This window comes from Rhizobium sp. P2_G9, assembly GCF_056403475.1.
Genome location: NZ_JBFUFK010000069.1, coordinates 18220 through 41955, shown reverse-complemented (window position 1 = coordinate 41955; position 23736 = coordinate 18220). Strand labels below are relative to the sequence as shown.

General features: G+C 61.5%; 26 protein-coding genes and 1 other RNA gene. 18 read left to right on the top strand and 9 right to left on the bottom strand.

Features of this window, described 5'->3' with window-relative positions:
- Window position 1 precedes the first annotated feature (1 nt).
- Window positions 2-910 carry a hypothetical protein gene (locus AC1DYF_RS36550; protein WP_477883333.1) on the top strand — a complete coding sequence of 303 codons (909 nt, stop codon included), beginning with the start codon at window positions 2-4 and terminating at the stop codon, window positions 908-910.
- A gap of 2 nt (window positions 911-912) precedes the next feature.
- Here the strand turns inward: AC1DYF_RS36550 and AC1DYF_RS36545 are convergent, their stop codons facing one another.
- The gene (locus AC1DYF_RS36545) at window positions 913-1350 is read right to left on the bottom strand and encodes an OsmC family protein (protein ID WP_477883332.1); all 438 of its coding nucleotides are present in this window, start codon (window positions 1348-1350) and stop codon (window positions 913-915) included.
- Window positions 1351-1495: 145 nt separating this feature from the next.
- On the opposite strand from AC1DYF_RS36545, the gene AC1DYF_RS36540 reads away from it, so the two are divergent.
- Together AC1DYF_RS36540 and AC1DYF_RS36535 are read left to right on the top strand one after the other, a co-directional pair.
- A complete protein-coding gene (locus AC1DYF_RS36540) occupies window positions 1496-2263 on the top strand; it encodes a glutamine amidotransferase (RefSeq protein WP_477883331.1) in 768 nt (255 codons plus the stop codon).
- 132 nt (window positions 2264-2395) lie between these two features.
- Window positions 2396-2956, top strand: a complete 561-nt coding sequence (locus AC1DYF_RS36535; protein WP_477883330.1) for a PAS domain-containing protein — start codon at window positions 2396-2398, stop codon at window positions 2954-2956.
- Between the two features lie 32 nt (window positions 2957-2988).
- Here AC1DYF_RS36535 and AC1DYF_RS36530 read toward each other — a convergent pair whose 3' ends face one another.
- The 3 genes from AC1DYF_RS36530 to AC1DYF_RS36520 are packed head-to-tail and all read right to left on the bottom strand — an operon-like array spanning window position 2989 to window position 4885.
- On the bottom strand, window positions 2989-3501 hold the full coding sequence (locus AC1DYF_RS36530; protein ID WP_477883328.1) for a heme-degrading domain-containing protein: 513 nt from the start codon (window positions 3499-3501) through the stop codon (window positions 2989-2991).
- Window positions 3502-3512: 11 nt separating this feature from the next.
- On the bottom strand, window positions 3513-4481 hold the full coding sequence (gene nudC, locus AC1DYF_RS36525; protein ID WP_477883327.1) for an NAD(+) diphosphatase: 969 nt from the start codon (window positions 4479-4481) through the stop codon (window positions 3513-3515).
- Complete coding sequence (locus tag AC1DYF_RS36520) at window positions 4481-4885, bottom strand: HIT domain-containing protein (protein ID WP_477883325.1); 405 nt, start codon at window positions 4883-4885, stop codon at window positions 4481-4483. Before AC1DYF_RS36520 ends, nudC begins: the two co-directional genes overlap by 1 nt.
- Before the next feature lie 91 nt (window positions 4886-4976).
- Between AC1DYF_RS36520 and ffs the strand changes: the two genes are divergently transcribed.
- From ffs to AC1DYF_RS36505, 3 genes are all read left to right on the top strand, one after another.
- Window positions 4977-5074, top strand: an RNA gene (gene ffs, locus AC1DYF_RS36515) — signal recognition particle sRNA small type.
- Between the two features lie 98 nt (window positions 5075-5172).
- Window positions 5173-7008, top strand: coding sequence for a DNA polymerase III subunit gamma/tau (locus AC1DYF_RS36510; protein ID WP_477883323.1), 1836 nt, complete (start codon window positions 5173-5175; stop codon window positions 7006-7008).
- 12 nt (window positions 7009-7020) lie between these two features.
- The gene (locus AC1DYF_RS36505) at window positions 7021-7344 is read left to right on the top strand and encodes a YbaB/EbfC family nucleoid-associated protein (protein WP_477883321.1); all 324 of its coding nucleotides are present in this window, start codon (window positions 7021-7023) and stop codon (window positions 7342-7344) included.
- Between the two features lie 377 nt (window positions 7345-7721).
- Here the strand turns inward: AC1DYF_RS36505 and AC1DYF_RS36500 are convergent, their stop codons facing one another.
- The 3 genes from AC1DYF_RS36500 to AC1DYF_RS36490 form a co-directional block, all read right to left on the bottom strand.
- Complete coding sequence (locus AC1DYF_RS36500) at window positions 7722-8315, bottom strand: YdeI/OmpD-associated family protein (RefSeq protein ID WP_477883319.1); 594 nt, start codon at window positions 8313-8315, stop codon at window positions 7722-7724.
- Between the two features lie 95 nt (window positions 8316-8410).
- A complete protein-coding gene (locus AC1DYF_RS36495) occupies window positions 8411-9295 on the bottom strand; it encodes a PhzF family phenazine biosynthesis protein (RefSeq protein ID WP_477883317.1) in 885 nt (294 codons plus the stop codon).
- A 57-nt stretch (window positions 9296-9352) separates the two neighbouring features.
- Window positions 9353-10243 (bottom strand): alpha/beta hydrolase family protein, encoded by an 891-nt coding sequence (locus AC1DYF_RS36490; RefSeq protein ID WP_477883316.1) that lies wholly within the window; start codon window positions 10241-10243, stop codon window positions 9353-9355.
- Window positions 10244-10325: 82 nt separating this feature from the next.
- Here AC1DYF_RS36490 and AC1DYF_RS36485 point away from each other — a divergent pair, with 82 nt between their 5' ends.
- The 4 genes from AC1DYF_RS36485 (at window position 10326) to AC1DYF_RS36470 (ending at window position 13722) form a co-directional block, all read left to right on the top strand.
- Complete coding sequence (locus AC1DYF_RS36485) at window positions 10326-10916, top strand: TetR/AcrR family transcriptional regulator (protein WP_477883361.1); 591 nt, start codon at window positions 10326-10328, stop codon at window positions 10914-10916.
- A gap of 58 nt (window positions 10917-10974) precedes the next feature.
- Complete coding sequence (locus tag AC1DYF_RS36480) at window positions 10975-11586, top strand: LysE family translocator (protein ID WP_477883314.1); 612 nt, start codon at window positions 10975-10977, stop codon at window positions 11584-11586.
- 36 nt (window positions 11587-11622) lie between these two features.
- Window positions 11623-12228: a recombination mediator RecR gene (gene recR, locus AC1DYF_RS36475; protein WP_477883312.1), complete on the top strand. Its 606-nt coding sequence runs from the start codon at window positions 11623-11625 to the stop codon at window positions 12226-12228.
- A 201-nt stretch (window positions 12229-12429) separates the two neighbouring features.
- On the top strand, window positions 12430-13722 hold the full coding sequence (locus AC1DYF_RS36470) for a lytic murein transglycosylase (RefSeq protein ID WP_477883359.1): 1293 nt from the start codon (window positions 12430-12432) through the stop codon (window positions 13720-13722).
- Here AC1DYF_RS36470 and AC1DYF_RS36465 read toward each other — a convergent pair.
- Both AC1DYF_RS36465 and AC1DYF_RS36460 read right to left on the bottom strand, forming a co-directional pair.
- On the bottom strand, window positions 13673-14119 hold the full coding sequence (locus tag AC1DYF_RS36465; protein ID WP_477883311.1) for an SRPBCC family protein: 447 nt from the start codon (window positions 14117-14119) through the stop codon (window positions 13673-13675). The two genes, AC1DYF_RS36470 and AC1DYF_RS36465, sit on opposite strands and share 50 nt — an antisense overlap.
- Window positions 14112-14447 (bottom strand): ArsR/SmtB family transcription factor, encoded by a 336-nt coding sequence (locus AC1DYF_RS36460; protein ID WP_477883309.1) that lies wholly within the window; start codon window positions 14445-14447, stop codon window positions 14112-14114. Before AC1DYF_RS36460 ends, AC1DYF_RS36465 begins: the two co-directional genes overlap by 8 nt.
- Window positions 14448-14674: 227 nt before the next feature.
- On the opposite strand from AC1DYF_RS36460, the gene AC1DYF_RS36455 reads away from it, so the two are divergent.
- From AC1DYF_RS36455 to AC1DYF_RS36420, 8 genes are all read left to right on the top strand, one after another.
- Entirely contained in the window at window positions 14675-15796 is a 1122-nt protein-coding gene (locus AC1DYF_RS36455) for a hypothetical protein (RefSeq protein ID WP_477883308.1), read from the top strand.
- A 75-nt stretch (window positions 15797-15871) separates the two neighbouring features.
- A complete protein-coding gene (gene rimP / locus AC1DYF_RS36450) occupies window positions 15872-16465 on the top strand; it encodes a ribosome maturation factor RimP (RefSeq protein WP_477883307.1) in 594 nt (197 codons plus the stop codon).
- Between the two features lie 53 nt (window positions 16466-16518).
- Window positions 16519-18141 carry a transcription termination factor NusA gene (gene nusA / locus AC1DYF_RS36445; RefSeq protein ID WP_477883306.1) on the top strand — a complete coding sequence of 541 codons (1623 nt, stop codon included), beginning with the start codon at window positions 16519-16521 and terminating at the stop codon, window positions 18139-18141.
- A gap of 30 nt (window positions 18142-18171) precedes the next feature.
- Window positions 18172-18819, top strand: coding sequence for an RNA-binding protein (locus AC1DYF_RS36440; RefSeq protein ID WP_477883305.1), 648 nt, complete (start codon window positions 18172-18174; stop codon window positions 18817-18819).
- A gap of 70 nt (window positions 18820-18889) precedes the next feature.
- Window positions 18890-21829, top strand: coding sequence for a translation initiation factor IF-2 (infB, locus tag AC1DYF_RS36435; protein WP_477883304.1), 2940 nt, complete (start codon window positions 18890-18892; stop codon window positions 21827-21829).
- Between the two features lie 71 nt (window positions 21830-21900).
- Complete coding sequence (locus AC1DYF_RS36430) at window positions 21901-22278, top strand: hypothetical protein (protein WP_477883302.1); 378 nt, start codon at window positions 21901-21903, stop codon at window positions 22276-22278.
- A 121-nt stretch (window positions 22279-22399) separates the two neighbouring features.
- Window positions 22400-23038 (top strand): hypothetical protein, encoded by a 639-nt coding sequence (locus AC1DYF_RS36425; protein WP_477883300.1) that lies wholly within the window; start codon window positions 22400-22402, stop codon window positions 23036-23038.
- A 70-nt stretch (window positions 23039-23108) separates the two neighbouring features.
- On the top strand, window positions 23109-23729 hold the full coding sequence (locus AC1DYF_RS36420; RefSeq protein ID WP_477883298.1) for a hypothetical protein: 621 nt from the start codon (window positions 23109-23111) through the stop codon (window positions 23727-23729).
- Window positions 23730-23736 lie beyond the last annotated feature (7 nt).

The window sequence follows — 23736 nt, the reverse complement described above, 5'->3', positions numbered from 1 at the left end:
TATGCTGGTTTCACTCGGCTTTTCCTGCCAGACGCGCTTCATGATCGAAGCGCTCTATCCTGAGCTCAAGCGGCAGCCCTTCGATTTCAACATCACCAGCCGCGCCGCGCTGATCCGAGCGCTGGAAACGGATGGCGCCTCGCTCATGCACCGGCCGGAGACGATGGCGACGTATCGCATGCCGGTGGAGGGCCGCCAGGGCATCGAGGTTTCCGGCATATTTTTCTGGCACGATTATCCGCTCGAGGAGGACAAGCTCACGCTGCATCCGGACTGGGCTCTCAAGCACGAGCAGGTCAATGCCAAATATCAGATGCTCTGGCAGCGGTTTTCCGATCTGATCCGTTCGGAGACGGAGAAGACTTTTGTGCTTTCCAATTCGCAACACAACCTGCCGCAATTCGCCGAAAACGAGACCGATTTCGGCCGCAAATTCGGGCTCGGACGCGCTGCCTATGAGGAACTCGTCGCGGTGCTGGATGGCTATGGCGCGCAAAACTACCGACTGAAATTCCTCAGCCGCAGCGTCGCTGAACTGGCGGAAACGGCTGACCTGCATGACGAGCGGCTCGACCACCGCTTCGTTGGTGCGCTGTCGCTCCGGGTCGCTCCGGACATGGTCGCAAAGCTGTTTTCCGGCGGAGACGAACCTGACATCGCCGTTGTCGCGGGCAGGTACGAAAATGGCGAAAAGCTGGTACAGCCGATTTCCGCGCGGACGGCGCTGATCTTCGACCGGGGCGAGGCGCAGCCGCAGGGCAGCCTGTCGCGGATCCAGAGCGGCCTGCTTGCGGCCTTTCCAGGACGCAACACGCTGACGACCGTCGCATTGGATGGGGACGGGCTGGTGTTTTCCAATGGAATGAGGTGGGCGCGAACGCCCACCCCAGCGGAAAGCAATATTAGATAGGATCAGCCGAGACGGGCCGAAAGCTGCACCTCGATGGCGCCCAGCGCACGCGAGACCGGGCAGCTGGCTTTAGCCTTGGCGGCGAGCTCCTGGAATTTTGCGTCGTCCAGGCCCGCCACGGTGCCGACGAGCTCGATATTGCTCGACTTGATGGTGAAGCCATTGGCCGGATCGGGATCGATGGTGACCGTCGCGGTGGCCTCGAGCTTTTGCGCGGGCGTGCCGTTCTCGGCGAGGAAATGCGAGAGCTGCATGGCAAAGCAGCCGGCATGTGCTGCGGCGATCAGTTCCTCGGGATTGGTGCCGGATTGGCCCGATTCGTCCTGGAAGCGGCCTTTGAACGAATAGGGCAGCGACGAGAGCGCGCCGCTCTGAGACGTCAATGAACCGGTGCCTTCGGTAAGCGTGCCCTGCCAGACGGCCTTGGCGTTTCTCTTCATGATTTCCTCCTGTTGACGGATAGCAGCGACGGCAGATTAGCCGAACTCGATGTATCAACCAAGACACTCCAATTTTGTTCGCAGACGGCTTTCAAGAGTTGTACTGATTGACTAATTTGTGATCCGGCCATGATCGGGGGAAACGATGTCGAAGAAGAAAGTGCTGCTTGCGGGAGAGTCCTGGGTTTCGACTGCGACCCATATCAAGGGTTTCGATCAGTTTTCGACGGTGACGCATCACACGGGCGCCGACGAATTGCTGGCGGCACTCAAGGACGGCCCGCTGGATGTGACCTTCATGCCGGCACATCAAGCGCAACGCGATTTCCCGCAGACGATCGAGGCGCTTTCGGCCTATGACGCGGTCGTGCTCTCCGATCTCGGTTCCAACACGCTGCTTCTGCACCCGGATACCTGGATCTCGTCCAAGCCGACGCCGAACCGGTTGAAACTGTTGCGCGACTATGTCCGCGGCGGCGGCGGGCTGCTGATGTTCGGCGGCTATTACAGTTTCCAGGGGATCAATGGCGGAGCGCGCTATCATCGCACGCCGGTCGAAGAGGTGCTGCCCGTACAGTGTCTTGCCATAGACGACCGCGTCGAGGTGCCGGAGGGTTACATACCGGTGGTGACCGGCGGCGACAGCCATCCGATCCTCAGCGGTCTCGGCACGGACTGGCCGATCCTGCTCGGCTTCAATGAGGTCGTGCCGAAGGACGATGCGGAGGTGCTCGCCACCGTCTCGTCGGAATATGGTTCACTGCCCCTGCTCGTCACCGGGACCTATGGCAAGGGACGTACGGTCGCCTGGACGTCGGATGTCGGTCCGCATTGGCTGCCACCCGGCTTCATCGCCTGGAGCGGTTACAAGACATTGTTCGAGCAGATGATCGGCTGGGCTGCCGGCGATTAAGGATTCGTCCGATCAGCAATGTGTATAAGCGTCTAACTATTTGCGCTGCGTCAATGAACATAAAAACGCAGTTGAATAGTTATTCGACATCTCCGAAAAAGGAATGGTGATTCCCTTACATCAAGGACCAACGTGCCCAAGTCGCATGATCGCACCGATACTCGCGTGTTTGCCGTCAACACGTCGGAGCCAGTCGTCAAAGCATCCGGTGTCTATACCTGGGTTATCACCACGGACACGGTCTATGTCGACAGCCTCGCCGCCGAGTGCTTCGGCTTCAGCGCCGTTGAGGGCAGAAATGGCTTGCCGCTGCTTCGCTATATCGAGCGCATGCACGCGGATGACCAGCCGCGTGTCGCCAAGTCTATCCACGATACGATGCTGACCGGCAATCCGTTTTGCGAGCAGTACCGCGTCTGCCGGCCGGATGGCTCGATGGTCGAGGTGATCGCTTTCGGCGCTTGCTTCCGCGACGAATCCGGCGAGCCCTCGCACTATTCAGGCATGGTGTTTCCGAAATCGACGATCGATATTCACGGCGGCCCGATCATCGGTCATCTGCTGGCGGCCTATGATGCGGCCTGCCGCGAGAGCAGGCCGGCGCTGGCAGAGAAGATCATCGACGCCCTGATCGAAGCCGGCTGGCAGGAAAGCGATATCGCCGTCAGCCCGCAGGGTGTTCGGCTGCACTGATCTCCCAATGTGATTCCAGGATTCTTAGCCGGCTAAAATCCCGGCAATTCCAGTTTCAGGAATTGTCCGAGCGCTTCGATGACCATGCGATGGTCGTCGAGCTGCGGCAGGCCGGAGACGGTGATCGCGGCGATGACGCCGGCCTTCTTCAGGCGAATGGGGAAACTGCCGCCATGGGCGGCGTAGTCGAGTGGATCGAGGCCCCATTCCTCGCCGACCGCCCTGCCCTTTTCAAGCAATTGCTGGCCGTAAAGCAGTGACGACTGGTGAAAGCGGAGTACGACATTGCTCTTGCGGCGAACCCAATGGTCGTTGTCCGGCGTGGCGCCTGGCATGGCCGCGTGAAACAGCGCGCGGTCCGCGGTGCGGATATTGACCACGACCGGTTGCCGCTTGCTGCGCACAAGGCCATAGAGCACCGAGCCGAGATCGAAGGCAGTCTCTTCGGTAAAGCTTTGGAACTGCGCCAGCGATTCCTGCTTCCTGAGGGTTGCGATCCGCTCCGCGATACCGCTGTTGACATCGTCCTTGTTCGTCTCGGCCATCGTCTTTCCTTTCACTCAGCCGTCTCTGGCCAGTCGAGCCAGTCGCGGATCAGCCGGTAGGCGACCGCACCGCTAACCGGCACGAAAATCTCATCCGGATGGGTGCCTTCGATCATTGCCAGCACTTCGTCGCGGGTGAACCATCGGCAGTCTTCGAGCTCGCGCGTATCCGGCGTCACGTCCAGCGTCACCGCCTCAGAATAGCAGCCGATCATCAAGGAATGCGGCATCGGCCAGGGCTGGCTGGCGTGATAACGTATCCTGCCCGTCTCGATGCCGGATTCCTCATAGGTCTCGCGGCGCACGGCGCTCTCGATCGTCTCGCCCGGCTCGAGAAAGCCGGCGAGGCAGGAATACATGCCCGGCGAGAAATGCGGCGAACGGCCCATCAGGCAGCGGTCGCCGGCAATGTCGATGGTGAGCATGATCACCACCGGATCCGTGCGGGGAAAGTAGAGCGTGCCGCAGGCGGTGCATTTGCGCCGGTAGCCGCCCGCTTCCGACACGGTCGGGGCGCCGCACTTGCCGCAGAAACGGCACGAGAGGTTCCAGGAGATCAGCGACGAGGCCTGGGCGAACTCGCCGAGCAGTTCCTCGCCGATCAGCGCCTCGCGCATCAACGTGCGGCCATCGGCAAATTTCAGGTCCRGCGCGGTCTCGGGGTCGATGCCGACGGGAACGGCCAGCCTCGGCTCGCCCGTCTTCTCGAATCCGAGCAGCACGGCATTGTCGAAATCCGGCTGCAGATTGCCGAGTTCATAAGGCGCAAACAGCGGGTCGACCACCTGTTCCTCATGTTTCAGCACCAGCTTACCGCCGGAGAAGGCATAGAGATGCACGCCCTCATGCTTCAACGCCTGCTCGACGCAGTCGGCCGGCCGGTGTTCCGACTGCCGGTCGAGCTTGTTGTCGGAAAAGGCCACCAGTGCCGAGGGTTCCGGATGGGGCTCCAGGACGTCGAAGATCGAGTGATTGCGCATCAAAGGGCATCCGATATGGTTTTGATCAACGCGGCGCGGGCAGCATCCGCATAAGGTCGGCGCTGGCCGAAACCCCAGACGGGACCCGGCCAGTTCTGATCGTTTTCATAGCGGGCGATGATATGCACATGCAACTGCCGAACAATGTTGCCGATGGCAGCGATATTGATTTTCGTCGGCGCCGTCGCGTTCTTCAGTGCCACCGCGACGAGATTGGTCTCGAAGGTCAGCATGGTCTGGTCGAGCGGCGTGAGGTCGAAGAGTTCTGACACATCCGGCCGCTGCGGCACGAGAATCAGCCAGGGCCAGCGGCTGTCATTCATCAGCCGGAGCTGGCAGAGGCCGATCCTGGTGATCAGGGCCGAATCATTTTCCAGCCTTTGGTCGAGCTTGAACGCCTGCACCGGCTTCCCCCCACATGTAATTCTTCTCTGCTTAGCAGATTATTTTTTCTTTGGCTTGCAATCGCAAGCGATATTGACGATATGGACAGCGGGAGGCTGGTGGTGGACGCGCCACTCGCCAACCGGGTCAGGTCCGGAAGGAAGCAGCCCCAACGAGCTTCGGTACGGGTCATCGTGCCGGCCTCCCACCCTTTTTCCGTGGACTGGTAAAGTTTGTCGCGGACCGGAATTTCCATTTCCGGCCGGAACGGCTAGTTTGCCGCCACGGATAGAGAACCAAGGACCAAATGGCAGACGACCTGATCCCCGCCGGAGAGACCGAGAAGACCGGATATCGCGTGCTCGCACGCAAATATCGGCCGAAGGATTTTTCCGACCTCATGGTCGGCCAGGAGGCCATGGTCCGCACGCTCACCAACGCCTTCGAGACCGGCCGCATCGCGCAGGCCTATATGCTGACCGGCGTGCGCGGCGTCGGCAAGACTACGACCGCCCGCATCCTCGCCCGCGCGCTCAACTACAAGACCGAGACGATCGACAAGCCGACGATCGACCTGCGCGAGCCCGGCATCCACTGCCAGGCGATCATGGAAGGCCGGCATGTCGACGTCATCGAAATGGACGCCGCCTCGCATACCGGCATCGACGACATCCGCGAGATCATCGAGCAGGTGCGTTACAAGCCGGCCTCGGCGCGCTACAAGGTCTATATCATCGACGAAGTGCATATGCTGTCGACGGCGGCCTTCAACGGCCTGTTGAAGACGCTGGAAGAGCCGCCGCCGCATGTGAAATTCATCTTCGCCACCACCGAAATCCGCAAAGTGCCGGTGACGGTGCTGTCGCGCTGCCAACGATTCGACCTGCGCCGCATTTCTGCCGCCGATCTCACGGGGCTGTTCACGACCATCTCGGCGAAGGAAGGCATCACGGCAGAGCCGGAAGCGCTGGCGCTGATCGCGCGCGCCGCCGAAGGTTCGGCCCGCGACGGCCTTTCCCTGCTCGACCAGGCGATCGCCCATGGCAGCGGCCATGTCGAAACCGCTGCGGTGCGCGCCATGCTGGGCCTCGCCGACCGCGCCCGCATCGCCGATCTTTTCCGCCAGGTCGCCAAGGGCGATATCGCCGCGGCACTGAAGGAATTCGCCGGACAATATGAGGCCGGCGCCAATCCCGTCGTGGTGCTCACCGATCTTGCCGATTTCACCCATCTGGTGACGCGGCTCAAATATATTCCCGAAGCCGCCAACGACCCGTCGCTCAGTGAAGTCGAGAGGGTGCAGGGCGTGGAGTTTGCCAGTTCGATTGCGGTGACGACACTGTCGCGCATCTGGCAGATGCTGCTCAAGGGCATTCCGGAAACGGAAAATTCTGCCCGGCCGTTCGGTTCCGCCGAAATGGTGCTGATCCGGCTTGCCCATGCGGGCAGCCTGCCCTCGCCCGAGGAAGCAGTGCGGCGCATCGCCGGACTGCAGAACGGCGAGATTTCCGCGCCGTCCTCCGGCCCCGCCCCGCGCCCCGGCAATGGCGGCGGCGCGCCGATGACGCAGGCAGCGCCGGCTGAGGCCCGCGGCTTCGAGCAGCCCACGCCTTCACGCTCTCAAGGTGGACCGACAGCAATGCTGCGTTCGGTTCCCGATATGCGGCCAGCCGAAATGCCGGCGCCGCCGAAGGTCGAGGCCCAGCCGGAACCCAAAGTCCAGATCCGCTCGCTCGCCGACATCGCCAATCTCGCCGGCGAAAACCGCGACATGAAGCTCAAGGCGCAGCTGCGCCAATTCGTCCGGCCTGTGCGGCTGGAACCCGGCAAGCTGGAAATCGTTCTCTCGCCGGATGCGCCGAAATCGCTGGTCAACGATCTCTCGCTGAAGCTCAAGGAATGGACCGGCATCAACTGGCTGGTCATCCTCAGCCGCGATCCCGGCGGGCTGACCCTGGTCGAGGAGGAAGCGCAGCAGCGCGAGAAGAATTTCGACGCCGCCCGCGCCGACCCGGACGTGGCGGCCATCCTCGCCCGTTTCCCCGGCGCCCGCGTGGTCAATGTCGTGGTGCATGCGGACGCAGAAAACGATGACGAGAGCGAGGCACAAGCCGGCCTCGAAACCCCGGAAGACGACGAATAACAGGAGAAGATGATGCGCGACCTCATGGGCATGATGGGCAAGGTCAAGGAAATGCAGGCCAAGATGGAACAGGCGCAGGCCGAGATCGCCGCCATCAAGGTCGAGGGCAAAGCCGGCGGCGGCTTGGTCACCGTCGTCCTCGACGGCAAGGGCCAGATGGCTTCGCTGAAGATCGACCCGTCGCTGTTCAAGGAAGACGATGTCGAAATCCTCGAAGACCTGATCGTCGCCGCCCACAAGGACGCCAAGGATAAGGGCGAAGCCCAGGCGCAGGAAAAGATGGCATCATTGACGGCCGGCCTGCCGCTGCCTCCGGGGATGAAGTTTCCGTTCTGAGTGGAGAGCGATTGTCTCCTCTCAGGAAGAATTCCGAGCGAATGCGACGCTATGACAGGGCGCCCAAGCGTGAATCCCCCCATTCATACTGGACCCGTCCTTCGAACCGTCTTCCCGCTGCCAAGGCAATCGCATCTGCGGCGATACCCCCTCTGCCCTGCCGGGCATCTCCCCCTCAAGGGGGGAGATTGGATGCGGCACCGCTCTGCCACAAAAACAATAGTCTCGAACCCAGTTCTTGGCGGATATTTGAGCCGAGGTGCATGTCTCTAGCCAATCTCCCCCCTTGAGGTGGAGATGCCCGGCAGGGCAGAGGGGGGTATGCCATATGCGATTGTCATGCCTCGCTGAGGAGCGGGGGGGACATCATCGCCACTTCAATCATTCAACCCCTTCCCCACAAAAATATCCGGAATGCATTTCTCAATCCGCGCCTCCCGCGTCTTGGCCTGCTTGGCCTGGGAAAAGTGCAGCAGATAGGCGCGCTGCCGGCCCGGTGTCAGCGCCGCGAACGCTTCCTTCAGCGAGGAATCCGCATCCAGCCTCGCCTTGAATTCGTCAGGCATGGCGAATTCCTCGGTCTTCTTCATCTCGACCTTGAGGCCCGCTTTCTCCACTTCGATGGCCTCGAGAATATAAGCCTTCAACACCGGCTTCAGCTGAGCGATTTCGCCGGTATTGATGAAGCGGATCTGCCGCGCCGACTGCACATTCTCCGTCTGCTGGATGAGAATGCCGTTGGGGTCCTTCATCAGCGCGCCCTTGAAGAACAGCAGCGCGCAATATTCCTTGAAGCCATGCATCAGGACAATGTTGTTCCCGTCCACAGCATAGCAGGGCTGGCCCCATTTCAGTTCCTCGGCGAGATCGCAATCAAGCGCGATCGCGCGCAATTTCTCGAATTCCTCCCGCCATTTGTCGGCTCTTTCCATGAAGGCATCGACCTTGGGATTCGTCTTTTTCTCAGTCATGACGCAGCTTTCCTCCGGTTCGCACATCATGACCGAATTCTGCGCCCTAGTAAAACCACCTTCATGGCCAAGGGTTTAAGTGGGAGACGACGTTCCTAGACGCTCAGCGTTCCCGTCATCACCGGCACGCAGGAGCCGCCGATATGAACTGTTCCGTCTTCATCGACCGCTGCTGAAAGCAGGCTGGGCCGACCCATGTCGATCCCCTGTGCGATCCGGAATTGACGACGTTTTCCGCCTTCGAGCGATGCGATCAGAGCGCAGGTCGCGGCGGTCGCGCTGCCGGTGGCGGGATCTTCAGGCAGGCCGTCGAAAGGTGCGAACATGCGTGCGGTGAAATCCACTTCGCCGTCACGCTCGTTCAATTCCCGGCAATAGAGATAGATCGCGTCGGCGCCGTCAGAGGGGAAAATCCGCGTGAAGGCTTCTTCCTTGGCGCGTGCACGCGCCAAAGCATCCCGGGTGGCGATCTCGACCACGAGGAATGGCAGGCCAACGGAGACGACGCGCGGCGGCTGCAAGCCGGTGGCCAGGTCTGCCGCTGTCAACGACAGGCAGGCCGCAACCTCATCCAGACCGAACGAGCGTCCGGTCGAGAGCTTTTGCGGCGCTGTCAGCTCGATTTGGTCGAGCAGCCCCTGGCGGCGGACAATACGGGCACGAACAAGCCCTGCCTGTTCTTCGAAGACGAACTCCTCGGACTTGTGCGCCTCTTCCAGGCTCGCCAGAACGAAGGCAGTTCCGACATTCGGGTGCCCGGCAAACGGGACTTCCACTGCCGGCGTGAAAATCCGCACATTGGCAGTATGCCCCGCATCGACCGGGCGGAGAACGAAAGTCGTCTCGGAATAATTGAATTCGCGCGCGATGGCCTGCATCTCCGGGGTTTTCAGCGCATCGGCCCCGAGCACGACAGCCAGAGGATTGCCGCCGAAGCGGGTGCGGGTAAAGACATCGACGGTGTGATAGGTCAGGTGCATAGAATCCTCCCAGTCATGCAAGCGGCTGCGCGGCGGCGCTGCAGCCGCCTCCTCTATCTAGTAAAACTGTCTCTGCGGCCAGGGATTTATGCCATCGCGCAGCCAGAGCAGGGTATCGAGCCAGAAGCTCGCTTCGTGGCGGGCGTGAAAGAGATCGAAATGGCCGACGCGGTCAAAGCCGACATCGGTCGGATCGAGCATGACTTTGGTGGCATCAGCCGTGCGATAATAATCGAGCGTACGATTGATCGCAGCCTTGGTGCCGAAATGATCGTCCGACATGCTGAGCGCCAGGATCGGCGCGCCGACCTCGGCGAAACGTTTGAGGATTTTCTGTCTTTCCTCGTCCGGCAACCAGCGCTCCATATGGCGGCCGCCGAAGCTCCAGGCCCAGACGACATCGGCGGGCAGGTCCTCCAGCTTGCCAACCAGCCAGCCGGGGAAATAGCCGCATGCCGCCGTCACGGCCGGCATCAGCACATGCCATTTCAGCACCAGGCCGATGCGCTGCCGGGCGGCATAGTCCGGCCAATAGGCATGCTGGGCGCCAAGGGTCAGCATGCGATAGATCTTCCAGGCATTTTCCGAATAACCGGGCAGGAAGCCGCCGATCGAATGGCCGACGACCAGGATCGGTGACGCCGGCTCACATTGCAGCGCATGGCGCAGCGCGGCATCGAAATCTTTCTCGCCCCAGTCACGCCAGCTGTAACGCTTGCCCCTGAGCCGCACCGGCCGCGAGAAACCGATGCCGCGATAGTCGTAGGTCAGTACATCGAAGCCGTGCCGGGCGAGGAAGGCGGCGTAGCGATGATAATAGCGCGCCTGGACGCCGGTGGCAGGATTGATGATCACCGCGCCGCTGGGATGCTGGGCCTGCACCTTCCACCAATGCCCGCCCAGCCTGACGCCGTCGCTGCAGATGATTTGCGTCTGGGTGCCTTCCAAGATCGTCCTCGCCGGCTGTCTCACGGTTCATAGCATGGTGAAACGCGCTGCTTGTGTATACTAACTGGTCGGTATACTTTGCATCATGAGCGAAATTTCGACCCGGGAACGCATCGTCGCCGCCGCCAACCGGCTGTTCTACCGCGAGGGGATCGGCCGCGTCAGCGTCGATGCGATCGCTGAAGAAGCAGGCCTGACAAAACGCTCGCTCTATTATCATTTCCGCAGCAAGGACGACCTGGTCGCCGCCTATCTCGATTATCGCGACCTGCCGAACCTTTCGGCCTTTCAGAAATGGTTCGGCGAGGCCGAGGGCGCGATCGACGAAAAGATCGCCGCCATCTTCGACCACCTTGCGGAAGCTGCGAAACATCCAAAATGGAAAGGCTGCGGCTTCCTGCGTACCTCGGCGGAACTCATCAACCTGCCTGGGCACCCGGCGCTGAAGGTCGGGGCTGAGCATAAAAGGAAAGTCGAGGCCTGGCTTGCCGGCTGTCTCGCCGAAGCGGGTATCGAACACGCAGAGCCGTTGTCGCGGCAGATCCGGCTGCTGCTGGATGGCGCCTTTTCTGTCGCCATGCTGCACAGGGAACCATCCTATTTCACGACGGCGGGCGAAGCCGCACGCAATCTCATCCAGTCGGCACTGGCCCGTTCCGCCGGCAACCGTTAACAGCGCTTGCCTGCTTATTGCCAACGGCATTATGTTCGCGCCTCGACGGAGGAGCATCATGACACTTGCATCCCTAGCCATTTTTGCCGGCGCACTGCTGATTGCCGCCGGTTCGCCCGGTCCGAGCATCGCCGCACTCATCGCCCGTGTGCTGACCCGCGGCGCCCGCGACGTCTTCCCATTTCTGGCAGCGATGTGGGTCGGCGAAGCGGTCTGGCTCTCCTGCGCCGTGCTGGGACTGGCGGCCATTGCCGAGACGTTCCATTATGTCTTCGTTGCGATCAAATGGATCGGTGTCGCCTATCTGCTCTTTCTYGCCTGGAAAATGTGGCGAGCGCCGACCGACACCGATGGCGGCGCCCTGCCCGAGACCGGCTCGGCGCGCAAACTGTTCTTCGCCGGTTTGACGGTGACGCTCGGCAATCCGAAGATCATGATGTTCTACGTCGCGCTCCTGCCGACAATCATCGATTTGAACGCCGTGACGCTGTCCGGCTGGCTGGAACTGGTGAGCGTGATGTTCGCCGTGCTGGTCTTCGTCGACCTCGCCTGGGTGCTGTTCGCCTCGAAGGCCCGGCTTTTGCTGAGGAGCAGCCGTGCGGTGAAGATCGCCAACCGCACCAGCGCCGGGCTGATGGCGGGTGCGGCGGTGGCAATCGCCACGAAATAATTCCCTTTCACCGCTTATCTACGCTAGAAGCGCCTCATGGCAAAACGAGTCACCGGCCCCGAAATTGAAAAGCTTATCCAGTTGCTGGCCAAGGTGCCGGGGCTGGGGCCGCGTTCGGCGCGGCGGGCGGCACTGCATCTGGTCAAGAAGAAGGACCAGCTTCTGGGGCCGCTGGCGAATGCCATGAGCGAAGCACATCAGAAAGTACGGATCTGCTCGGTTTGCGGCAATGTCGATACGATCGATCCCTGCACCGTCTGCACCGATGAACGACGCGATCATTCCGTCATCATTGTGGTGGAGGATGTTTCCGATCTCTGGGCGCTGGAGCGGGCGAGCGCGATGAATGCCGCCTATCATGTGCTGGGCGGCACGCTGTCGCCGCTCGACGGCGTCGGGCCGGATGACCTCAACATTCGCGGGCTGATCGAGCGGGTGATGGGCGGCAGCGTCAAGGAGATCATCATCGCCGTCAACGCCACCGTCGAGGGGCAGACGACGGCGCATTACATTACCAGCCAGTTGGCCGGGCTCGACATCAAGATCACGCGGCTCGCCCACGGCGTGCCGGTGGGTGGGGAACTGGATTATCTCGACGACGGGACTTTGACGGCGGCGTTGAGGTCGCGGACGGCGATTTGATGGCAGGCGAGGAGAACTGACGTGCGGACGTTTCTGTCGATTTTCCTTGGTGCGTCGCGGGTGCCGGCACCCCCCTCTGTCCTGCCGGACATCTCCCCCTCAAGGGGGGAGATTGGATGGGGGCACGCTCCTCGCGTCAATTCAGGCGTCGAGATCAAGGCAGGCGGCCGCCGCGAGTCGATCTCCCCCCTTGAGGGGGAGATGCCCGGCAGGGCAGAGGGGGGTATCCGGAACGCAGTCGCCGCACTCTTGATGATCGTCTTCTCCACACTCCCCCTCCCCGCCCACGCCACCTCTAAGGCCGCAGTCGAAAAACAATTCCACGCCTGGATCGAAAGCGACATCTGGCCGGCAGCGAAAGCCGAGGGCATTTCCCGCAAGGCCTTCGATCGTGCCTTTGACGGCGTTGCCATCAACTGGAGCCTGCCGGACCTGACGCCGCCGGGCGAAAAGCCGAAGAAAGAGAAGAAGCAGAGCCAGGCGGAATTTTCCTCGCCGGGGCCTTATTTCAGCGAGAAGCGGCTCGCCAAGTTGACGGCCGATGGCCGTGCCTATGCCGGCCAGCATGCGAAGCTGCTGAAAAGCATCGAAAAGCGTTTCGGCGTGCCGGGCGAGATCGTGCTCGCCATCTGGGGCCGCGAAACCGGCTATGGGCAGGCAAAGATTGCCAGTTCGGAAATGGACGTGCTCGCCACCAAGGCTTTTATGAGCGACGACCGCAGAGATCTGTTCAAGACGGAGCTGCTGGCGGCGCTGGCCATGGTGCAGGCCGGCATTGATCCGAAGATGATGAAGGGCTCCTGGGCGGGTGCGATGGGCCAACCGCAATTCATGCCGTCGAGCTATCTCAAATATGCCGTCGACATGGATGGCGATGGCAAGAAGGATATCTGGAATTCGGTGCCGGATGCGCTCGGCTCGATCGCCAACTATCTCGTCGCCAAGGGCTGGCAGCGTGGCCGGGGCTGGGGCTATGAAGTGACCATTCCAAGCAAAGTCTCCTGCTCCCTGGAAGGGCCTGATGTCGCCAAGCCGCTGAAATATTGGGCCGGACTCGGTATTGAACGCATCTCCGGCAAGGCTTTCGCATCGGACGAGATGAAGGCCGACAGCATGATGTTGGTGCCGGCCGGCACGCATGGACCGGTCTTTATCGTCAGTCCGAATTTTTACGTGATCAAGGAATATAACAATTCCGATCTCTACGGGCTGTTCATCGCAAATCTGTCCGATCGCATCACCTATGGCTCCGGCGCCTTCAAGGCGCCATGGGGCGATATCGGGTCCATGCTGCGCTCTGACGTGCTGTCTATGCAGAAGAAACTCGCCAAGACGGGCAGTGATGTCGGCAAGGTCGACGGCCTGCCGGGCTTCAAGACCCGCCGCTCGATCGGCCGCTGGCAGGAAAAGCATGGGCTGGCGGCCCCCCCCCGTTCTGGTCCTGTCAGTCCAGCACGCGGGTCAGCACGTCGAGCATGCGTGTCCAGCCCATGATGTGGCCGTCGCGCAGGCTCTCGCTCTTGAACTTCACCTGATGCAGCGTGAGATCGGTGGTGTTGCCGTCGACTTCCACGAGGTCGATGGTGACGACGCTGTCGTCGAGCGAATTGGCCGATTCCCAGGTGAATTGCAGGCGCGAATGGGGGTCGATTTCGAGATAGGTCCCTTCATGCGGGATATCCTTCTCCTCCATCTTCATCAGGATCGAGAAGCGGCCGCCCTTCACCGGGTCGTTCTCCACCACCGCATCGAGATGTTCGAGATCGGTGGGCTTCATGAACTTGGCGAGCGTCCTGGGCTGGAGCCAGGCGTTGAAGACGCGCTCGCGCGAGGCGGCGAAGCGGCGGTTGATGGTCAGTTCCAGTTCATTCATCGTGGCAGCGTCACTCATGGTCGTTATCCTCTAGCGTCAGCAGTTGATCGAGCGCGGCAAGGCGCAGTTCCCAGACCGACTTCAATTGCCCGAACCATTTCTCCGTATGCCTGAGCGGTGCGAGCTCGGCGGCGATGAAATGTTCCCGACCCATGGTCCGGCGAGTGACCAGTCCCGCCTCCTCCAAGACCTTGATGTGCTTGGAAACGGAGTTCAGCGACATGTCAAAATGGGAGGCAAGACCCGTCACTCTCAGCGGCCCCTCCTGCACGAGGAGTGTGAGAATCTGCCGTCGCGTCGTATCGCCGACGGCTTTGAGGATGCGTGACAAGGCTTCGTCTTCCATTTATTCACCCTAATGGTTGAATATTATATCTCAGGCCATTAGTCAACCATATGGGTGAATATTTCTATAGAGGCTCTGATTACCGCTCGACCGATATCCCCAAGCTTCGCCCCTCCCCTTGAAGGTTGCGGGTGCAGATAAGACACCTGCCAGTCTTGAAAAACCCGCATTTGTCGGCCAATGGGCAGGAAAGGCGCCTTGGCGCCGAGCGCCCCGGCCGGATTTTCATGCTTGGATTGTTGATGCGCATCGGCCTGGCGGCATCGCTGGTGCTGTCGGGCTATGAGGTTTTGCCGCGCGCCCTCGAGGCCGTGCGGATTTTCGGTTTCCGCGACGACCCCGTGCAGATGCTGCTCTATCGCCTCTCCGGTCTCGGCAAGGCAGACTACGAAAAAGAAATCGCCGCGGCGCTTGCCAAGGACGATGCGGAACTGGCTCGCAGCCTGGCCGACCTCGCTGCAAGCCGGGGAATCGAGATCAGCGGCCCCTTGCTGCAGCAGATCGGCGATGCCGAGGAATTCAGCCTGACGCGCTCCGCCGGTCAGCTGTTGGATGGCGTCGTGACCGGGCAGGCCGATAGCCCGACCGCCTTCGCCGGTGCGGTGGCTTCGGACCTGACTGTCGTCGGCGATGTCCGAGATCTCGCGCAGCAGGCCTGGGCCTATCCCAATCAGGATAATCTCACCGTCGCGCTCGCGGCGACCGGCATCGTTATGACGGCGGCGCTGACTTTCAGCGGTGGCACGTCCGCAGCCGGCAAAGTCGGTGTCTCGGCGCTCAAGGCAGCGAAGCGGATGGGCCGATTGTCGAAAGCGCTGGAAAAGCAATTGATCCGGCTGACCGCGGATGCCGTCGATAGCCGGGTGCTGCGCGATATCGGCCGCAATCTCGGTGACTGGAATATCACCGCCGCCGCCGACGAGGCCAAGCGGCTGATCAAGCCGCGCGTGGTACAGGAGCTCGGCCAGACCGGCTCGGCGCTCGAGGGCGTCTTCGCCAAGCAGGGCTATCGAGGCACGCTGCAAGTGCTCGAATCAGCCGAAACGACCGGCGATGTGCGGCAGCTCGAACGCATGTCGGACCGGCTGGGCAATAAATTCCGCGGTGCGCTCCTCCTCAAGCGCGGGGCGCGGCTGACCTTCCGCTTCGGCGAATTTCTGTTCCACGTGATGTCGTGGCTGATCAGTGCCGGCCTGTGGCTGTTATGGGCGGCCTATGTCGCACTTCGCATCCTCTGGAAACTTGACAGGTTGGGTTGTCGCTTGATCGGTTTTGCACTGCGAAAGTGGAAAACGGGTTTTGCCTTGCAATCGGTCCCTGATGGGGTTATACGAGCCTCAAATTCTTGATCTGTTGATGAAGAGTGGGGCCGCGAGGACCCGCTCTTTTTTGTTAGCTCCGGCCTGCCGGACGAAAAGAGAACGATGAACGAAACGGTTATCGAACCGAGACTGATCACCGAAACCGGCATCGACGCGCGCGTCGCGGCCATCATCGAGCCGGTTATCGTCGACATGGGCTATCAGCTCGTGCGAGTGAAGCTCACGAGCCAGAATGGCACGACGCTGCAGATCATGGCCGAAAAGCCCGATGGCACGATGACTGTCAACGATTGCGAAGCGCTGTCCATGGCGATTTCGCCGGTGCTCGATGTGGAAGACCCGATCGACAAGGCGTATAATCTCGAAATGTCCTCACCGGGGATCGATCGGCCGATGGTCCGCAAGGGCGATTTTCGCAAGTGGGCCGGCCACCTGATCAAGTGCGAGACTTCGGTCATGGTCGAGGGCCGCAAGCGGTTCCGCGGCAAGATCGTGAGCGTCACGGACGACGGTTTCGTCCTCGACCGGGAGCAGACGAGCAGGGACGAAGCAGGCGAGATCACCATTCCTTTTTCGGCGCTGGCCGAGGCGAAACTGATCCTGACCGATGACTTGATCCGCGACGCGCTGAAAGCCGACAAGGCCGCGCGTGCCGCCGCAAACCAGAATGACATCGAAGAGGACGACGAGGACTGATCGCCCAAAGGCGCATCCTCGGAAACGACCATCCATAACGGAGACTAAAGACGATGGTAGTGAGTGCTAACAGGCTGGAGCTCCTCCAGATCGCCGACGCGGTTGCCCGCGAAAAATCCATCGACCGCGAGATCGTGCTCGCCGCGATGGCCGATGCGATCCAGAAGGCGGCTCGCTCTCGCTACGGCACCGAATCCAACATCAAGGCGGACATCAACCCGAAGACCGGCGAGATGAAGTTGCAGCGCCTGCTGGAAGTCGTCGAACAGGCCGAGGATTATTCCAGGGAAATTCCGCTACTTCTGGCCCGCGACCGCAATCCGGACGCCCAGATCGGCGACTTCATCGCCGACCCGCTGCCGCCGATGGATTTCGGCCGTATCGCCGCCCAGTCGGCCAAGCAGGTGATCGTGCAGAAAGTGCGTGAGGCCGAGCGCGACCGCCAGTTCGACGAATACAAGGACCGAATCTCCGAGATCATCAACGGCACGGTCAAGCGTGTCGAATATGGCAATGTCATCGTCGATCTCGGCCGTGGCGAAGGCATTATCCGCCGCGACGAGATGATCCCGCGCGAGGCGCTGCGCCCCGGCGACCGTGTCCGCGCCTATGTCTACGACGTACGCCGCGAGCAGCGCGGTCCGCAGATCTTCCTGTCGCGCACTCATCCGCAGTTCATGGTCAAGCTGTTCACCATGGAAGTGCCTGAAATCTACGACGGCATCATCGAGATCCGCTCGGTCGCCCGCGATCCCGGTTCGCGTGCCAAGATCGCCGTCATCTCCAACGATTCGTCGATCGATCCGGTCGGCGCCTGCGTCGGTATGCGCGGCTCCCGCGTCCAGGCCGTCGTCGGCGAATTGCAGGGCGAGAAAATCGACATCATTCCCTGGTCGCAGGACCCGGCGACCTTCATCGTCAATGCGCTGCAGCCGGCCGAAGTCGCCAAGGTCGTTCTGGATGAAGATGCCGAGCGCATCGAAGTCGTGGTGCCGGACGAGCAGCTGTCGCTGGCCATCGGCCGCCGCGGCCAGAATGTCCGCCTCGCGTCGCAGCTGACCGGCTGGGATATCGACATCCTGACCGAGCAGGAAGAATCGGGCCGCCGCCAGAAAGAATTCAACGAACGTACCCAGCTGTTCATGGAAGCGCTCGACGTCGACGAGATGGTCGGCCAGGTGCTTGCCTCAGAAGGCTTTGCCCAGGTCGAGGAACTCGCTTTCGTCGATCCCAGCGAAATCTCCTCGATCGACGGCTTCGACGAGGAGACCGCGGCCGAAATCCAGGCCCGCGCCCGCGAATATCTCGACCGCCTCGAATCGGAGATGGACGAGAAGCGCAAGGAACTGGGCGTCGAGGACGAACTCTACCAGATCGAGGGCATGACCGCCCGCATGCTGGTGGCGCTCGGCGAAGACGGCATCAAGACGATCGAGGATTTCGCCGGCTGCGCTGCCGACGACCTGGTCGGCTGGGTCGAGAAGAAGAACGGCGAAACCAAGCGTTTCGAAGGCCTGTTTCRGAAGCTCGATGTGTCGCGTGCCGATGCCGAGCACATGATCGTACAGGCCCGCCTGACTGCGGGCTGGATTACCGAGGAGGACCTCGCCAAGGAAGCCGAGGCGCTTGCCGCGGCCAGCGCCGACCAGTCCGACGAAATCGAAGAGGAAGCCTGAGACTAGTCTCGGGCAGATCGGCGGTCGCTCATGAAGTCCGAAAACGAAACGGATCAGGACGAATTCATGGGCGAACGCATGTGCATCGTAACCCGCGAGGCTCTGCCGGCCGACGAGATGATCCGCTTCGTCGCCGGCCCTGATGGTTCGGTGGTGCCGGACCTGAAGCGGGTGCTGCCGGGACGCGGCTGTTCGGTGAAAGCCGAGCGGCGGACACTTGAAAAAGCTGTTCAAAAGAACATATTTGCAAGAGCATTCAAGAAAGATGTGAGGCCTGCGGCCGATCTCGCCGATCAGGTGGACCATCTCCTGGTCACGAACATGACCGGGATGATGAACATGGCCCGCAAGGCCGGCCAGTTCCTCTCCGGCACGATGAAGGTGGACAATGCAGTGCGCGCCGGCGAGGCGCTCGCGGTGTTTCACGCCACCGATGCCGCCGACGACGGAGTGCGCAAGATCGCCCAGGCGCGCAAGGCCTGGGCTCTGACGATGGAAGAGGAAGAACCGCCGGCTTTCCAGCTTCTCAGCTATGAGGAAATGGCAAAACTGATGGGCGATAATGCATTTATCCACGCCGTAGCGCTTGCAGGGCAGGCCGGTGAGGGTGTAGTGAAGCGCGCGAAACTGCTCGAGACCTATCGTGGCGGCAGTTCAGGCAAAGCTTCCGACAGATGACTGCCGCGATGATTGTTAGACGAAGGACGCTCGCCCGCCGGCGGGAGCCCTCGGAAAAAACGGGACCGGAATGAACGATAATAACGACGACAAGACTTTGCATGTATCAGGCAAGAAGACGCTGACGCTGAAACCGTCGGGCCTTGCACAGGGCACGGTGCGCCAGGATATGGGGCGCGGCCGCACGAAGGCTGTCGTCGTGGAAACCCGCAAGCGCCGGCCGACCGGTCCGCAGGATGAGAAGCCGGCTGTCGTGACGCCGATAGTCCAGGCGCGTCCGCAGCCGGTGCAGCAGCCGGCGCAACCACAGCCGCGCATCCAGCCGACGGAGCAGCGGCGTCCGGACCAGCAGGGCCAGCCGCTCCAGCAGCAGCGCCGCCCTGACCAGCAGAATAATAACCAGCAGCGTCGGCCCGACCAGCAGAACAATCAGCAGCGCCGCCCCGATCAGCAGGGCCAGCAGCAGCGCCGGCCCGACCAGTCGAGCCAGCCACGGCGGCCCGATGGCGGCCGTTCAGGCAATGTGCTCAACGATCTTTCCGCAGGCGAGATCGAGGCCCGCCGCCGCGCGCTTGCCCAGGCCGCGATCCGCGACGCCGAAGAAGCGCAGCAGCGCGCCGAAGAAGCGGTACGCCGCGAACGCGCCATGGCCGAGGAAGCTGCCCGCCGCGCCGCCGAAGACGCTGCCCGCAAGGCGGAAGAAGCCACGCGCCCTGTCGAAGCCACTCCGGTTGTCGAGGTCGAAACCGTCGCCGAAGCGCGGGTTCCGGAACCCGCCGTTGAAGTCGCTCGCACGGCACCGGTCGCCGAAATTATTCGACGCGCCGACGCCACGGCGCCGCAAGCCCGCAGGACAGATGGTGCCGGTGGACCGCAGGCTCGCAGGCCTGATGGTGCTGGCGGACCGCAGGCGCGTCGTCCCGATGGCCGACCTGCACCTGCCGCACAGCCGGAGCCCGCCGGACCCGGTAGACCCGGCCTTGCCCAGCCCGGCCGTGGCCGTGGCCGCGGTGAGGAAGAGGACGATCGCGGTGGTCGTGGCGGTCCTCCGCGCAGCAGCAAGCCCGGCGTTCGCGTCGAGGCCCCCAAGCCTGCACGCAAGGTCGAAGACAACCGTCGCGCGCCCGCAAAGGTCGTGGTCACCGGCGAAGATGATGACGGCTCGCCGTCACGCGGCCGCTCATTGGCCTCGATGCGGCGCCGGCAGGAGAAGTTCCGCCGTGCGCAGATGCAGGAGACACGCGAAAAGGTTCTCCGCGAAGTCATCCTGCCGGAAACCATTTCCATCCAGGAATTGTCACAACGTATGTCCGAACGTTCGGTCGACGTCATCAAGTTCCTGATGAAGGAAGGCCAGATGCTGAAGCCGGGCGACATCATCGATGCCGACCTCGCCGAACTCATCGCCGTCGAATTCGGCCACACCGTCAAGCGCGTATCGGAGTCAGACATCGAAGAAGGCATCTTCAACCGCGCCGACGAAGCCGAGGAAACGCTGCCGCGTCCGCCGGTCGTGACCATCATGGGTCACGTCGACCACGGCAAGACCTCGCTGCTCGACGCTATCCGCAATGCCAACGTGGTTGCCGGTGAAGCCGGCGGCATCACGCAGCATATCGGCGCCTATCAGGTCGAGAAGAACGGTTCGAAGATCACCTTCATCGACACGCCCGGCCACGCTGCGTTCACCGCGATGCGTGCCCGCGGTGCCCAGGTGACCGATATTGCCATCCTGGTGGTTGCGGCCGACGACAGCGTCATGCCGCAGACGATCGAATCGATCAACCACGCCAAGGCGGCCGGCGTGCCGATCATCGTGGCGATCAACAAGGTCGACAAGCCGTCTGCCAATCCGCAGAAGGTCCGGACCGAACTGCTGCAGCATGAAGTGTTCGTCGAAACCATGGGCGGTGAAGTGCTCGATGTCGAAGTGTCGGCCAAGACCGGCACCGGCCTCGACAAACTGCTCGAAGCCATCCTGCTGCAGTCGGAAATCCTCGACCTGCGCGCCAACCCGAACCGTACGGCGGAAGGCTCCGTCATCGAAGCCAAGCTCGATCGCGGCCGCGGCTCCGTTGCTACCGTTCTGGTGCAAAAGGGCACGCTGAAGCCCGGCCAGATCATCGTCGCCGGCGACCAGTGGGGCCGTGTGCGCGCATTGGTCAATGACCGCGGTGAGCATCTCAAGGATGCCGGCCCGGCGATCCCGGTCGAAATCCTCGGTCTTCAGGGTACGCCGCAGGCGGGTGATAAGTTCGCCGTCGTCGAGAACGAAAGCCGTGCTCGCGAAATCGCCGAATATCGCCAGCGCTTGACGCGCGAAAAGGCCGTGGCCCGCCATGCTGGCCAGCGCGGTTCGCTGGAACAGATGATGACGCAGCTGACTGCTGCCGGCGTCAAGGAATTCCCGCTGGTGATCAAGGGCGACGTGCAGGGCTCGATCGAAGCCATTGCCGGCGCTCTGGACAAAATTTCCACCGAGGAAGTCCGTGCCCGGATCGTTCATTCCGGCGCCGGTGCGATCACCGAATCGGACGTGGCGCTGGCGGAAGCCTCGAACGCCGCGATCATCGGCTTCAACGTCCGCGCCAATCCCCAGGCGCGCGATGCGGCCGAACGCGCGGGCATCGAAATCCGCTACTACAACATCATCTACGACCTGACGGACGATGTGAAGGCGGCCATGTCCGGCCTCTTGTCGCCGGAGCGGCGCGAGACTTTCCTCGGCTACGCAGAGATCCTGGAAGTGTTCAACATTACCAAGGTCGGCAAGGTCGCGGGCTGCCGCGTCACCGAAGGCAAGGTCGAGCGTGGCGTCGGCGTGCGCCTGCTGCGCGACAACGTCGTCATCCACGAAGGCAAGCTCAAGACGCTCAAGCGCTTTAAGGACGAAGTCTCGGACGTGCAGGTCGGCCAGGAATGCGGCATGGCCTTCGAGAATTACGAAGACATCCGCCAGGGCGATGTCATCGAATGCTTCCGTGTCGAACACGTCACGCGCACGCTGTGATGTGGACACAATCCTGACTAGGATCATGGCGGCTTCGGCCGCCATTTTCATGTTGAATGGAGCTTTCTTGAATGTTTACCGCCCATTTTCTCGCACTCGTGCTCACCAACACGAACATGCTGACGGGCGGCCAGGGCTATTGTGCCTTCGATTTCACCCTGCGTGACAAGACGGTCACCTATTCGAACGTCGAGATCGTGCTGCGCCCGCAATTCGACCCCAACGACACCGCCACCGGCAACGCGACACTGGACGACATCACGCTGGGCGCCAACAGCGTCGGCAGGAAGCGGGTGAAGATCACCACCGACACCGACTGCAATGTTACCGGCTTCAGCGTCGTCAAGGCCACGGCTACCAAGGACGGTGCGGCCGTCGACCTGATCGGCAGCCGGGCGCTGTCGGTCGGCAAGGAAAACCAGCTGCCGATCACCGTCGACGGCAATTGATCAGCCGCAAGTCTGCTACAAGGACCGCAGTCTAAACTTCCAGAAAATCGGGCATGGCGTGAGCGGAAATCGGATTTCACGCCGTTTTCCGCATGAAGGCCGCAATATTGGGAAGAACCGCATGCATCTCGATGCGCAAGATCGCGTCCTGTCGCTTTCTTTCGAACGTAACCCGAAGGAGCATGTCGATGCCATGATAGCCGCAGGTCGCCGGCTCGTGCGCCCGCGCCGCAAGCTTCCCCGCAGCGTCACCTTCGTTGGTTCGATAATCATCGGTATCGCAATCGGCATGTCGATGGATTTTTATCGAAAGCTGGTGCTAGAGCCGGTGTTTGGCGTGGATGCGGTCGCACCGCTCGGCATTGTCCTGCTCCAAATCTTGCCGATCATCATCATGCTTGCTGTCCTCTACTACATCTTCTGTATCCGAGCAGTGAAGCGGCGGCGGCAGGCGCTAATCGATAGGATGGAGCCTGGCAAGTTTGTCGATGTTGACATCTTTAAGGAGGGCCTCCGAACATCCTATGGCCTGATCACAACCATATTCGACTGGAGGGCAGTCAACGACATCGTCGTCAGGCAGGATCGTATCGAATTCGATTTTGATACATCAATCAGCTACATTCCGGCACGTGCCTTCAAGAGCCGCGCCGAATTCGAAGCAGCCGCACAGCAAACCCGCCGGCTTTGGGCCGAGGCAAAAAACCGCTCGTCGACGGAAGAGGTCCGAACGGCACACGACCGAACGTCGGAAAAATAGGACAAGGTCATCGGAAATCTGGTTCCCAGCCGTATTCCTCCACGAGGGCCGCGACATCGGGAAAAACCGCATGGATTTCGATAGACAACACTGCATTATGTCTTTGTCCTACGAACGAGATGCGAAGGAACAGATCGAAATCGGACGGACGGCGACGGCGCGATGGCTGACATCCCGCAACGGATCGCCTGGTAAATATGCCTTGCTCTGGTATATCGCCTATATCGTCCTCTTTGGACTGCTGATGGAACTCTATCGGCGATATGTGCTGACCTATATCGCTGACCTTTCCAGCATCCCGCCATTCAGCATCGCCATGCTTCAGGCTCTTCCAGTGTTCGCCCTCATCTGGCTGCTGATCGTGATACAGAAGCGGCTGGCCGCCAAGCGACGGGAGGAGGCGCTTGAGGCAGGGATGGCCGGGAAACGGCTTGTTTCCTTTGAGATCTATCCCGAAGGTATTCGCTCGACCATCGGCGAGATGATGTTCCAGAGCTGTTGGACGACGATTCGCGATATCGTCATCTCGAAGCGATGCATCTATTTCGATTATGGCACATGGGTGTTCTATCTTCCCTCCCGCGCCTTCGAGGGACATGAAGACTATACAAAGCGCGCTCGGGAAATTGTCGCCCTCTGGAAGGGCGCCGTCGAAGCCAGGGCTGCCGTCGCAGACGCGGTTGGCCCTTGACGTTTGG

Excerpts from the sequence above, each read along its gene's own strand:
- AC1DYF_RS36460 (WP_477883309.1), bottom strand. The coding sequence starts at position 14,447 with ATGGAAGACGAAGCCTTGTCACGCATCCTCAAAGCCGTCGGCGATACG.
- AC1DYF_RS36505 (WP_477883321.1), top strand. The coding sequence starts at position 7,021 with ATGCGCGACCTCATGGGCATGATGGGCAAGGTCAAGGAAATGCAGGCC.
- AC1DYF_RS36545 (WP_477883332.1), bottom strand. The coding sequence starts at position 1,350 with ATGAAGAGAAACGCCAAGGCCGTCTGGCAGGGCACGCTTACCGAAGGC.
- AC1DYF_RS36430 (WP_477883302.1), top strand. The coding sequence starts at position 21,901 with ATGTTTACCGCCCATTTTCTCGCACTCGTGCTCACCAACACGAACATG.
- AC1DYF_RS36510 (WP_477883323.1), top strand. The coding sequence starts at position 5,173 with ATGGCAGACGACCTGATCCCCGCCGGAGAGACCGAGAAGACCGGATAT.
- rimP (WP_477883307.1), top strand. The coding sequence starts at position 15,872 with ATGAACGAAACGGTTATCGAACCGAGACTGATCACCGAAACCGGCATC.
- AC1DYF_RS36495 (WP_477883317.1), bottom strand. The coding sequence starts at position 9,295 with ATGCACCTGACCTATCACACCGTCGATGTCTTTACCCGCACCCGCTTC.
- AC1DYF_RS36425 (WP_477883300.1), top strand. The coding sequence starts at position 22,400 with ATGCATCTCGATGCGCAAGATCGCGTCCTGTCGCTTTCTTTCGAACGT.
- recR (WP_477883312.1), top strand. The coding sequence starts at position 11,623 with ATGGCAAAACGAGTCACCGGCCCCGAAATTGAAAAGCTTATCCAGTTG.
- AC1DYF_RS36420 (WP_477883298.1), top strand. The coding sequence starts at position 23,109 with ATGGATTTCGATAGACAACACTGCATTATGTCTTTGTCCTACGAACGA.
- AC1DYF_RS36500 (WP_477883319.1), bottom strand. The coding sequence starts at position 8,315 with ATGACTGAGAAAAAGACGAATCCCAAGGTCGATGCCTTCATGGAAAGA.
- AC1DYF_RS36550 (WP_477883333.1), top strand. The coding sequence starts at position 2 with ATGCTGGTTTCACTCGGCTTTTCCTGCCAGACGCGCTTCATGATCGAA.
- AC1DYF_RS36465 (WP_477883311.1), bottom strand. The coding sequence starts at position 14,119 with ATGAGTGACGCTGCCACGATGAATGAACTGGAACTGACCATCAACCGC.
- AC1DYF_RS36540 (WP_477883331.1), top strand. The coding sequence starts at position 1,496 with ATGTCGAAGAAGAAAGTGCTGCTTGCGGGAGAGTCCTGGGTTTCGACT.
- AC1DYF_RS36440 (WP_477883305.1), top strand. The coding sequence starts at position 18,172 with ATGAAGTCCGAAAACGAAACGGATCAGGACGAATTCATGGGCGAACGC.
- AC1DYF_RS36470 (WP_477883359.1), top strand. The coding sequence starts at position 12,430 with ATGCCCGGCAGGGCAGAGGGGGGTATCCGGAACGCAGTCGCCGCACTC.
- infB (WP_477883304.1), top strand. The coding sequence starts at position 18,890 with ATGAACGATAATAACGACGACAAGACTTTGCATGTATCAGGCAAGAAG.
- AC1DYF_RS36530 (WP_477883328.1), bottom strand. The coding sequence starts at position 3,501 with ATGGCCGAGACGAACAAGGACGATGTCAACAGCGGTATCGCGGAGCGG.
- AC1DYF_RS36455 (WP_477883308.1), top strand. The coding sequence starts at position 14,675 with ATGCTTGGATTGTTGATGCGCATCGGCCTGGCGGCATCGCTGGTGCTG.